At 42.7% G+C, this 11,953-nt stretch carries 7 protein-coding genes; 5 read left to right on the forward strand and 2 right to left on the reverse strand.

What is annotated here, in order from left to right; translation table 11 throughout:
• Positions 1–4: 4 nt before the first annotated feature.
• The 5 genes from GD631_RS05175 (at position 5) to GD631_RS05195 (ending at position 8,614) form a co-directional block, all read left to right on the forward strand.
• Entirely contained in the window at positions 5–781 is a 777-nt protein-coding gene (locus GD631_RS05175) for a carboxylesterase family protein (protein WP_185911580.1), read from the forward strand.
• A gap of 30 nt (positions 782–811) precedes the next feature.
• Positions 812–2,308, forward strand: coding sequence for an oligosaccharide flippase family protein (locus tag GD631_RS05180; RefSeq protein ID WP_143256658.1), 1,497 nt, complete (start codon positions 812–814; stop codon positions 2,306–2,308).
• A gap of 2 nt (positions 2,309–2,310) precedes the next feature.
• On the forward strand, positions 2,311–3,666 hold the full coding sequence (locus tag GD631_RS05185; protein WP_143256659.1) for a TIGR00341 family protein: 1,356 nt from the start codon (positions 2,311–2,313) through the stop codon (positions 3,664–3,666).
• Between the two features lie 19 nt (positions 3,667–3,685).
• The gene (locus tag GD631_RS05190) at positions 3,686–5,827 is read left to right on the forward strand and encodes a S46 family peptidase (RefSeq protein WP_143256660.1); all 2,142 of its coding nucleotides are present in this window, start codon (positions 3,686–3,688) and stop codon (positions 5,825–5,827) included.
• Positions 5,828–5,965: 138 nt separating this feature from the next.
• Complete coding sequence (locus tag GD631_RS05195; RefSeq protein WP_143256661.1) at positions 5,966–8,614, forward strand: glycoside hydrolase family 78 protein; 2,649 nt, start codon at positions 5,966–5,968, stop codon at positions 8,612–8,614.
• 121 nt (positions 8,615–8,735) lie between these two features.
• Here GD631_RS05195 and GD631_RS05200 read toward each other — a convergent pair whose 3' ends face one another.
• On the reverse strand, positions 8,736–10,661 hold the full coding sequence (locus tag GD631_RS05200; RefSeq protein WP_143256662.1) for a DEAD/DEAH box helicase: 1,926 nt from the start codon (positions 10,659–10,661) through the stop codon (positions 8,736–8,738).
• A gap of 114 nt (positions 10,662–10,775) precedes the next feature.
• Entirely contained in the window at positions 10,776–11,843 is a 1,068-nt protein-coding gene (locus tag GD631_RS05205; protein WP_143256663.1) for a tyrosine-protein phosphatase, read from the reverse strand.
• Between the last annotated feature and the right edge of the window lie 110 nt (positions 11,844–11,953).

Here is an 11,953-nt window from a genome sequence, read left to right on the forward strand (position 1 = left end):
TTGGATGATGAAGCAATGGACTACTTTATTTGTTTTTCTCTTTTTGAGCCTTTCTCTATCGGCTCAACAGGGATATGGAAGAGATATTTTTGTTTCTTCTAAAGGAGATTCCTTACCTTACCGGATGATTCACCCCGAATCGGTGAAACCGGGTGAGAAGTACCCCCTCGTGCTGTTTTTGCATGGAGCCGGCGAACGGGGAAATGATAATGAGAAGCAATTGACTCATGGCGGGCAGATGTTTCTTAATCCGGTCAATCAAGAAAAGTATCCTGCTTTTGTTCTGATTCCGCAGTGTCCGACAGATGGTTACTGGGCTTATACGGAACGTCCGAAGTCTTTTATACCTGCTGAAATGCCGGTAGGACAGGAGATTAGTCCTATATTACAAACACTCAAACAGTTGCTCGATTCTTATCTGGTGATGCCCGAAGTGGACACGCAACGGGTTTATATTATCGGCCTTTCAATGGGAGCGATGGGAACGTATGATTTAGTAATACGCTATCCGGAGATTTTTGCTGCTGCAATTCCTATCTGCGGTATAGTCAATCCGAGCCGGTTGTCGGCTGCCAAGGATGTGAAGTTCCGTATCTTTCATGGAGACGCGGATGACGTCGTTCCGGTGAAAGGTTCTCGCGAAGCATATAAAGCATTGAAAGCTGCCGGTGCAGATGTGGAATATATTGAATTTCCCGGTTGTAATCATGGAAGCTGGAATCCGGCTTTCAATTATCCCGGATTTATGGATTGGTTGTTCAAGCAAAAGAAGAAACGTTGAACCAATCTGAATGATAATTACTAATAAAACATGGCTGGACTAAAATCATTAGCTAAAGATACTGCAATTTATGGGCTGAGTAGTATTGTCGGACGATTCCTTAACTACATGCTGGTACCCCTGTATACAGCCGTATTGCCGGCTGTCACCGGAGGTTATGGAGTGGTGTCAAACGTGTATGCGTTTACAGCCCTGATGCTCGTACTGCTTACGTTCGGTATGGAAACGGGATTCTTCCGTTTCGCCAATAAATCGGGGGAAGATCCGATGAAAGTATATGCCAACTCCCTATTGTCAGTGGGAGGCGTATCTTTGATTTTCGTTCTCCTTTGCCTGTTGTTCCTGCAACCGATTTCCAATTTGCTGGATTATGGCGATCATCCGGAATTTATAGCGATGATGGCTGTTGTGGTAGCTTTAGATTCTTTTCAATGCATTCCTTTTGCCTATTTGCGATACAAGAAACGTCCTGTCAAGTTTGCGGCTATCAAACTGCTCTCTATCATTGGCGGCATCGGTTTGAATCTGTTTTTCCTGTTGGTGTGTCCGTGGCTGAATGTACATTGTCCGGCAACCGTCTCTTGGTTTTATGATCCGGACTATCTGGTGGGATATATCTTCATTAGCAACCTGATAATTTCGGTTGTTCAGATGTTCTTCTTTATTCCCGAACTGACAGGATTTGCTTATAAGTTGGACCGGGTGTTGCTGAAGCGAATGGTAGTATACTCTTTTCCGGTATTAATCTTAGGTTTGGTAGGTATTCTGAATCAGACTGTAGACAAGATGATCTATCCGTTTCTCTTTGAAGATCGACAGGAAGGGTTGGTACAACTGGGTATCTATGCGGCAACCAGTAAAATAGCGATGGTGATGGCCATGTTTACACAGGCTTTCCGTTACGCTTACGAACCGTTTGTATTTGGCAAAGACCGCGAGGGGGATAACCGGAAAATGTATGCGGCTGCGATGAAATATTTTCTTATATTCTCGTTGCTGGCTTTCCTTGCTGTAATGTTCTACCTCGATTTGCTGCGTTACCTCGTGGCAAAAGGTTACTGGGAAGGTCTTGGAGTAGTAGCTATTGTGATGCTTGCAGAAATCTGTAAAGGGATCTATTTTAATCTGTCCTTTTGGTATAAACTGACGGATAAGACCTATTGGGGAGCTTACTTCTCGGTGATCGGCTGTGTCATTATTGTTGTATTGAACATATTATTTGTGCCGGTTTACGGCTATCTTGCTTCGGCATGGGCTTCTGTTGCAGGATATGCGGTAATCTTGCTGTTATCCTACTGGATAGGACAGAAAGAATACCCGATTCGTTATGATTTGAAAAGCCTCGGGCTTTATGTTCTGCTGGCAGCGGCACTCTACGTTATTGGAGAACAGGTGCCTATCTCTAATCTAGTGCTTCGTCTCGCTTTCCGTACCGTACTCTTATTGCTATTTATAGCTTATATTATCAAGAAGGATTTACCATTGAGTCAGATTCCTGTTATTAATCGCTTTATAAAGAAGAAATAACTATGAAGACAGATGAACGTAATAAGTTTGCTATCAAGTCCTTTCTGGGAGAATATCTGGACTTGAAAAAAGACAAGGATAACGAACTGGCCACCGTAGATTCTATCCGTAAAGGTGTAGAGTTCAAAGGTGCCAATTTATGGATCCTGATTTTTGCCATCTTTATGGCATCACTCGGATTGAATGTAAACTCTACCGCAGTAATTATCGGTGCCATGTTGATTTCTCCGCTGATGGGGCCTATTATGGGAGTAGGACTCTCTGTCGGACTGAACGATTTCGAATTAATGAAGCGCTCTTTAAAGAGCTTTCTCATAACGACCGCTTTCAGTGTGACAACGGCTACTATCTTCTTCCTTCTTGCTCCTATTGCCGGTTCACAGTCAGAGCTGCTGGCACGTACATCGCCCACTATTTATGATGTATTCATCGCGCTTTTTGGTGGTTTGGCAGGCGTGGTAGCTCTCTCTACCAAGGAAAAAGGAAATGTGATTCCGGGTGTTGCCATTGCTACTGCATTGATGCCACCGCTTTGCACGGCCGGTTACGGATTGGCTTCCGGTAATCTTATTTATTTCCTGGGTGCTTTTTATCTTTACTTCATCAACTCTGTTTTTATTAGTCTGGCTACTTTCCTTGGGGTTCGTGTGATGCATTTCCAACGGAAAGAGTTTGTAGATAAAACCCGTGAGAAGACCGTACGTAAATACATCGTTCTGATTGTGGTGCTTACCATGTGTCCGGCTGTTTATCTGACATTTGGAATTATAAAAAGCACTTTCTATGAGGCGGCAGCCAATCGTTTTATTAGCGATCAGTTGAGCTTTGAAAATACACAGGTACTTGATAAAAAGATCAGCTATGAACATAAAGAAGTGCGGGTTGTTTTGATTGGTCCTGAAGTGCCCGATGCTTCGATTTCTATTGCTCGTAGCAAGATGAAAGAATATAAGTTGGAAGATACGAAGCTGGTTGTATTGCAAGGGATGAACAATGAAGCGGTAGATGTGACTTCTATCCGTGCCATGGTCATGGAAGACTTCTACAAAAACAGCGAGCAGCGACTTCAGCAACAAGCGGTGAAGATTTCCCAACTGGAGACAACGCTGGAGCAATACAGAACATACGATGCAATGAGTCGTAGATTAGTGCCCGAACTGAAAGTGCTTTACCCTTCCATCACTACGCTCTCCATTGCTCATTCGCTCGAAGTACGGGTTGACTCGATGAAGACCGATACGGTAACATTGGCTGTTTTGAAATTCGACAGACATCCGTCTGCTGCCGAGAAACAGAAAATCAGCGAATGGCTGAAAGCCCGTGTAGGTACGAAAAAGTTGAGGCTGATTACCGAATAATGAATCTAAAAATAGCAATATGAAATTCAGACTAACCGTCTTGATAGTCTTTTCCTTCTGTCTGTCGAATGTATTTGCCGATGAGGGAATGTGGCTACTGGGAAATCTCCGCAAGAACAAACAGACAGACCGGGTAATGAAAGAACTTGGTTTGCGGATGCCTGTGAATAAAATATATAATCCGAAGAAACCCTCTCTTTCAGATGCTGTTGTCAGCTTTGGAGGTTTCTGTTCGGGAGTGGTGGTTTCCGAAGACGGTCTGGTATTTACCAATCATCATTGTGGTTTTAGCAGTATCCAGCAACACTCTTCTGTGGAACATGATTATCTGAAAGATGGTTTTTTTGCACATAGCCTTGACGAAGAGCTGCCGAATCCGGAGTTGTATGTCCGTTTTCTGCTTCGTACGGAAGACGTTACCAAACGGGTATTGTCTGCCGCCCGTCATGCTAAAACGGAAACAGAACGCCGTGTAGCTGTCGATTCGATCATGAATGTAATCGGTATGGAAGTTTCCGAAAAAGATTCTACGCTGACCGGTATCGTAGATGCCTATTATGCAGGTAATGAATTCTGGCTTTCCGTTTATCGTGATTATAACGATGTTCGTTTAGTCTTTGCACCTCCTTCTTCTGTCGGGAAGTTCGGATGGGATACGGACAATTGGATGTGGCCGCGGCATACGGGCGATTTCAGTGTATTTCGTATCTATGCCAATACGAAGAATGGTCCGGCCGATTATTCTCCTGACAACGTCCCTTATCACCCTGAATATGTAGCACCCATCTCATTGGATGGATACAAAGAAGGTTCTTTCTGTATGACACTTGGTTATCCGGGAAGTACGGAACGGTATCTTTCTTCGTATGGTATCGAAGAGATGATGAATGGAATCAACCAGGCAATGATTGATGTGCGGGGAGTAAAACAAACGGTTTGGAAACGGGAGATGGATCGTCGTCCGGATATTCGTATCAAGTATGCTTCAAAATACGATGAAAGCTCCAATTATTGGAAGAATAGCATCGGAACAAACAAAGCTATCAAGCATCTGAAGGTATTGGAAAAGAAACGGGCGGCTGAAGCAGCCCTTCGTGACTGGATTCAGTCTCATCCGGAAGAAAGAGAGAGACTGATTCGTTTATTTTCTTCTTTGGAGTTGAGTTATAGTAATCGCCGGGAAACAAATCGTGCGTTGGCTTATTTCGGCGAATCGTTTATCAATGGTCCCGAATTGGTGCAGCTTGCTCTTGAAATTCTCAATTTCGACTTTGAGGCCGAGGAGAAGCTGGTGATTACCCGCATGAAGAAGCTATTGGAGAAATATGATAATCTCGATCTTTCCATTGATAAGGAGGTTTTTGCTGCCATGCTCAAAGAGTATCAGTTGAAAGTGGATAAGAAGTATCTGCCTGCTATGTATGAAAAGATTGATACGCTCTATAACGGGAATATTCAGGCTTATGTGGACTCTTTGTATGCAACTTCCTGTATAACATCCCCTAAGGGTTTAAAACGTTTTCTGGAACGGGATACTACGTATAATCTGATAGAGGATCCGGCTGTTTCTTTGAGTCTGGATCTGATCGTGAAGTATTATGAGATGAATCAGAGTATTTCCGAAGCTTCCGAGCAGATAGAGCAAGGGGAACGCTTGTTCAACGCTGCCATGCGCCGTATGTATGCCGATCGGAATTTTTATCCGGATGCCAATTCCACCATGCGGCTTAGTTTCGGAACAGTTGGGGGATATACTCCCTTTGATGGAGCCACTTACGATTATTATACCACTGTGAAAGGCATCTTTGAGAAGGTGAAGGAACATGCGGGTGATATTGACTTTGCCGTCCAGCCAGAGTTGTTGAGTTTGCTTTCTTCCGGTGATTTCGGAAGATATGCCAATGCACAGGGAGATATGAATGTTTGTTTTATTTCTAATAATGATATTACAGGCGGTAATTCCGGCAGTGCCATGTTTAATGCCAAGGGAGAATTGCTTGGGCTGGCTTTCGATGGTAACTGGGAAGCAATGAGCAGTGATATCGTATTTGAACCTGACTTGCAGCGTTGCATCGGAGTAGATGTGCGGTATATGCTCTTTATTATGGAGAAATACGGTAAGGCGGGCAATCTTGTTCAGGAGTTGAAGATAGCCCGATGAAGTAAATAATCCGATAAAGCATTTATCTGCTAACCGACCACTTTATATTCATAATTGAGTATGCAATTTTTCGTAATTTAGCCCACGATACAATATAACATCCGATTGAAAGAAAATACAAATTAATTTTTTGATAAAATGAAACGATTGACATTATTACCGGGACTACTATTTTTGATGCTGCAAGCAGCATTTTCGCAGGAATCAGGCAGCTGCAAACCAGTGAACTTAGTTTGTGATTATTTGGTGAATCCTTTGGGAATAGATAATCCTGCTCCCCGGCTTTCATGGATGTTGAATGATACTAGGAAAGGGGCACGGCAGACGGCTTATCAAGTCACCGTAGACAAAGACTCTCTTGAATTGGTCGCAGGAAAAGGAAACGCTTGGGATTCGGGTAAAAAAGACTCCGAACAGATGCTGATTACTTATTCCGGACAGGAACTTCGTCCTTTTACCAAGTATTATTGGAGAGTAAATGTTTGGGATAAGGATGGAGTTAAATCTTCTTCGGATATTAATAGTTTCGAGACGGGCATGATGGGGATGGAGCACTGGCAAGGGACTTGGATTGGAGATAACAGAGATATTAATTATCGTCCGGCTCCCTATTTCCGGAAGGTGTTTGATGCAAAGAAGAAGGTTCGGTCTGCAAGAGCATATATTGCTGTAGCAGGCTTGTATGAACTGTATATAAATGGTGAGAAGATTGGAAATCATCGCTTGGACCCGCTATATACCCGGTTTGACCGGCGTAACTTCTACATCACTTATGATGTTACTTCCCAAATACAAAAAGGGAAAAATGCGATTGGAGTATTGCTGGGTAATGGATGGTATAATCATCAGTCAATGGCTGTGTGGGACTTCCATCGTGCACCATGGCGCAATCGGCCGGCTTTCTGTATGGATATGCGGATTACTTATGAAGACGGTTCTGTTGAGGTTGTTTCTACGGAGCGAGACTGGAAAACTTCATCAGGAGCGTTGATATTCAATAGCATTTATACAGCCGAACATTACGATGCCCGTCTGGAACAGAAGGGCTGGAACACTGTCAACTTCGATGATTCCAAATGGAATGGAGTAGGATATAGGGCTGTTCCTTCACAGAATGTAGTGTCTCAGCAAGTGCAGCCGATCCGTGCAGTAGAAACGATACCCGTAAAGACGTGGAAGAAGCTTAACGACACGACGTATGTATTCGATTTTGCCCGTAATATAGCAGGAGTCACCCGCATCAAAGTGGCCGGAGAAGAAGGAACTGTGCTGAGGCTGAAACATGGCGAACGGTTGTATGATAACGGACGAGTGAATACGTCGAATATCGATGTGTATCATCGTCCTGTTGATGATTCCGATCCTTTTCAAACGGATATGCTGGTTTTGAGTGGAAAGGGAGAGGATGAATTTATGGCACGATTCAATTATAAAGGTTTCAGATACGTGGAAGTGACAAGCACTAAACCTGTTATGTTGAATGAGAATAGTCTGAATGCTTATTTTGTGCATAGTGATGTTCCGCAAAAAGGAGAGATTCATACTTCGAATGCGCTTATCAATCGCCTTTGGTGGGCTACGAATAATGCCTATTTATCTAATTTGATGGGTTATCCTACCGACTGTCCCCAACGTGAAAAAAATGGATGGACCGGTGACGGTCATTTTGCTATTGAAACGGCATTGTACAATTATGACGGTATCACCGTCTATGAGAAATGGCTTGCCGACCATAGAGACGAGCAACAGCCTAATGGCGTACTTCCCGATATTATCCCTACAGGAGGTTGGGGATATGGCACAGATAATGGCTTGGATTGGACAAGTACTATTGCCATCATTCCATGGAATATTTATATGTTTTATGGTGATAATAAACTGTTGGCGGACTGCTATGAGAATATAAAGCGATATGTAGACTATGTGGATCGTACCAGCCCGACCGGATTAACTTCATGGGGAAGAGGCGACTGGGTGCCCGTAAAGTCACATTCTTCGAAAGAACTGACTTCTTCTGTCTATTTCTATGTAGATACTAAGATACTTGCCAATGCTGCAAAGATGTTTAATAAGACGGAAGACTATGAATATTATTCTGCTCTTGCCAACAAAATAAAGAACGCAATTAATGATAAGTTTCTGAATAGAGAAACAGGCATTTATGGTAGCGGAGTTCAGACAGAACAGAGTGTTCCCTTGCAATGGGGGATCGTTCCCGAAGAGTTAAAGAGAAAAGTTGCCCGGAATCTGGCCAAGCAGGTAGAAGCTGCGGGTTTTCACTTGGATGTAGGTGTGTTGGGTGCAAAAGCTATATTGAACGCGTTAAGTGAGAATGGTGAAGCCGAAACAGCTTATAAATTGGCTGCACAAGACACTTATCCGTCATGGGGCTGTTGGATTGCCAATGGTGCTACCACATTATTGGAGAACTGGGATTTGAATGCTACGCGCGACATCTCGGACAATCACATGATGTTCGGTGAAATTGGCGGGTGGTTCTATAAAGGATTGGGCGGAATCTTCCCCGACCCCGAGAATCCCGGATTCAAGCATATTCTCCTTCGCCCTAATTTCCCCAGTGAATTAAAAGAGTTTGAAGCCAAACATCAGTCGCCTTATGGAGAAATTTGTTCTAAATGGGAACGTAAAAAGAATCGTATTATCTATCATGTAACTGTCCCGGCAAATAGCACTGCTACATTTTATGCACCCGACAATGTGAAGGGAGAGCGTGTAGTAAACTTGGAAGCGGGAGAGCATATAATGGAATTGAATTTAAAACATTGATTAAGGTTGTGGAATATTATCGAAAATAAGAGATTTACATTTATGTAATATTTACTAAATAGAAAGGCAACTAATCTGTGAAAATTAGTTGCCTTTGTTTTTTATTTAAATGAATTTCTTTTTACTTTTTCGGCTTTCTACGTGCCCATCCTTCCTCGCTGAAATCAGGCTCTTTGTCTTTGAAAAATTCTTGCCAGTCATCTTTTCTTTTCGGACCACGGGCATCAGAATATCCTCGTTCTGCACGACTGGGTTTATCTTTTTTAGCCGATTTAGCACCTTTTGCAGAAGCATCTTTCGATTTTCTATCCTTATTCTCATAGCGTGGTGCACGTTCGTCACTTTTGCCGCCGAATCGTTTACCTCCCTTGCGCTCATTAGAACTGCTTTCGCGTCCTTTTCCGCTTTCTTCACCGGCTATTTCAATAACGACCTTACGTCCGTTCCATTTAGCTTTGTTCAGCGCTTTAATTACATTGGTCGCTTCCTTTTCAGGTACTTCAAAGAAAGAATAGTTCTGCATCAGGTCAATGCGTCCTAATTCGATGCGTCCTCTTGTATTGCTGTTCAACAGTCCGATAAGGTCACTTGGAAAGAAGCTGTCCGTTTTACCTAGATTGATAAATAAGCGGTTGAAGCCTGGAGCAGCTTTTCGGCTTCTTTTTTCGAAACCAGCCTCTTTACGATCACCTCGTCCGGCACGTTCTGCACGGATATCGGTTGGCTGTTCTATTTCAGGACGGTTGCGGTAATATTCTGCAAAACGGTTGAATTCGTGAGAAACCATTCGTTTAATCAAGTCCTCTTTGTTTAACCATTCCAGTTTACGATAGATTTCCGGCATAAAGTCGGCAATCTCTTCTTCGTTTACTTTCACTTTTTCGAGATCATCAATTACCTTAATCAGCTGTTTCTGACAGATACCTGCTGCTGTCGGCATTTCTCCGACAATGAATTTCTTACTGATAATCCGTTCGATTTCTCTCATCTTTCCCTTTTCGCGGAGGTTGATGATGGCAATGGAAGTTCCGGTTTTTCCGGCACGTCCTGTACGTCCGCTACGATGCGTATAACTTTCTGTATCATCGGGCAATCCGTAATTGATGACATGTGTCAGATCGTCTACGTCAAGTCCACGGGCAGCTACGTCAGTTGCAACGAGCAGTTGTAGATTACGGATGCGGAATTTCTGCATAACGGTATCCCGTTGTGCTTGGGAAAGTTCACCATGCAAAGAATCGGCATTGTAACCTTCCTGCATCAATTTATCTGCAATTTCTTGAGTCTCTTTACGGGTACGGCAGAAAATGATACCGTATATTTGTGGGTAGTAATCGACGATACGTTTTAAAGCTTCATATTTATCTTTAGCCTGTACAGTATAAACAACGTGTTTAACGTTATTGGTACTCTCGTTCTTACGGCCAATAGTGATTTCTTTCGCGTTACGTAAGTAGTTCTTGGAGATACGTGCGATTTCCGGGCTCATTGTTGCAGAAAACAGTAGTGTGTTACGTTCCTGCGGCACATCAGCCAGGATGGCATTGATACTCTCTGTGAATCCCATATTAAGCATTTCGTCCGCTTCATCCATTACAACGTTGTGAATGGTAGATAAAGATACGGTTTTGCGCTCCATCAGGTCGAGCAAACGTCCCGGTGTGGCAACGATGATATGTACACCTCGTTTCAGGCTGCGTATCTGGCTATCAATGGAAGAACCACCATATACAGGCAACACTTTTAATCCATCAATATATTTGGAATAGTCGTTCAGATCTCCTGCTATCTGGAGACAAAGCTCACGGGTAGGGCAGAGGATAAGCGATTGTGGAATTCTGTTTTTTACGTCAATCTGTTGGAGCAAGGGCAAACCGAATGCGGCTGTTTTACCTGTTCCTGTCTGTGCAAGAGCTACTACATCATTATTTTCTCCTAAAAGGTACGGAATCACTTCTTCTTGTACCGGCATGGGATTCTCGTATCCCATTTCTTCAATTGCTCTACGTATCTCCGGAGAAACGCCAAGCTCTTCAAATGTCTTCATTAAATCTCTGTATATCTTTTATTTCGTCTGCAAAGATAGTTAATTTAGTTGATAATGAATGGTTGATAACGGATAATTATTGTAGACGTCATCGTATTTATCATTTATCAACAATCAATTATCAGTTAATAGAATGCTGTGTAACCGTTTTATATCTTCTGTAGAAAGTCCGATTCCTTTTTTCAGATAAGTTTGTATACTCCCATATTCAGATTCAATCTGTTCCTTTGCGGCATTCAGGAAATCTTCTTTAGCCGAGTAAATGGTAGTGATTGCCTCTTGAGAGTTGACAGGTAATTTATATGCGTATTTAGAGGCTTTGGGAATATTGAAATAATCGTTACTCAAACGATAATCTTCCATTATCACATCTTCATTGACGCCGAGAGCGGCGAGTAGGAGTGCGGAAACAACTCCTGTACGTCCTTTCCCGGATGTACAATGAATGACAACCGGATAATTGCTACGGTCGAGAAGAACGGTGAACAACTCTTTGAATTCCTTTTGGTAGTTTATAACTAATTCCCGGTTCATTCGTTCTACCAGACGGTAGATGGTATCAGTTTTTATTTTTTCTTCCCGAATACCTTGCAGAATTTTCTCCATGTTCCCTGTGAGGATGGGGATATGTACGATTTTAAACTTGTCATCATGTAGTTGTGGATAGTGGTGGCGTTCATTTTCAGAACGTAAGTCTATAATTGTTCGTATTCCCATATTTTTAAGCTCTTGACGGGAACAGGGAGGAATACTGTCTATTTGTGCGGAACGGTATATCATTCCCCAACGAAGAGATTTTCCGGTGTCAGCAGATTCGTATCCTCCTAAGTCGCGGAAGTTCTGTACACCAGGGATATTGATGTTGCGGGTAGCTACTTTGATCCGGTATTTGTTGTTAAACACCATCAAGTAGTAATAACGTTGGGATGGATCGTTGGTTACGATTGTCATTTTACCACTGGAGATGTTAGCCATTGCAATGGGAGAATCTTCCGGAATAATTTCCGGAGAAGTAGAGGTGTATACTTTTACCTGTCCTTTTAATATCGGTGCCGTTTCCCATTTGATAATACAGTTCCCTATATTATTTTCCTCACATACCACAGATATAGCAGGTGATGTGCCGGAGCACGACGGGAGCACTAATAAAACAGTAAGCCAGCTTAACAGGTTTTTATACATAGTTTCTTTGTCTTGAATCGTATACTGCAAAGATAAGAATTACCCGAAGATGTGATAATTCCTTTGCGATAATTAGCCAAAGTTAATAGTAATTTACGCGTTAAAAAAGG

This window comes from Bacteroides luhongzhouii, assembly GCF_009193295.2.
In the GTDB taxonomy this organism is placed as follows: domain Bacteria; phylum Bacteroidota; class Bacteroidia; order Bacteroidales; family Bacteroidaceae; genus Bacteroides; species Bacteroides luhongzhouii.

Excerpts from the sequence above, each read along its gene's own strand:
- GD631_RS05175 (WP_185911580.1), top strand. The coding sequence starts at position 5 with ATGATGAAGCAATGGACTACTTTATTTGTTTTTCTCTTTTTGAGCCTT.
- GD631_RS05180 (WP_143256658.1), top strand. The coding sequence starts at position 812 with ATGGCTGGACTAAAATCATTAGCTAAAGATACTGCAATTTATGGGCTG.
- GD631_RS05185 (WP_143256659.1), top strand. The coding sequence starts at position 2,311 with ATGAAGACAGATGAACGTAATAAGTTTGCTATCAAGTCCTTTCTGGGA.
- GD631_RS05190 (WP_143256660.1), top strand. The coding sequence starts at position 3,686 with ATGAAATTCAGACTAACCGTCTTGATAGTCTTTTCCTTCTGTCTGTCG.
- GD631_RS05195 (WP_143256661.1), top strand. The coding sequence starts at position 5,966 with ATGAAACGATTGACATTATTACCGGGACTACTATTTTTGATGCTGCAA.
- GD631_RS05200 (WP_143256662.1), bottom strand. The coding sequence starts at position 10,661 with ATGAAGACATTTGAAGAGCTTGGCGTTTCTCCGGAGATACGTAGAGCA.
- GD631_RS05205 (WP_143256663.1), bottom strand. The coding sequence starts at position 11,843 with ATGTATAAAAACCTGTTAAGCTGGCTTACTGTTTTATTAGTGCTCCCG.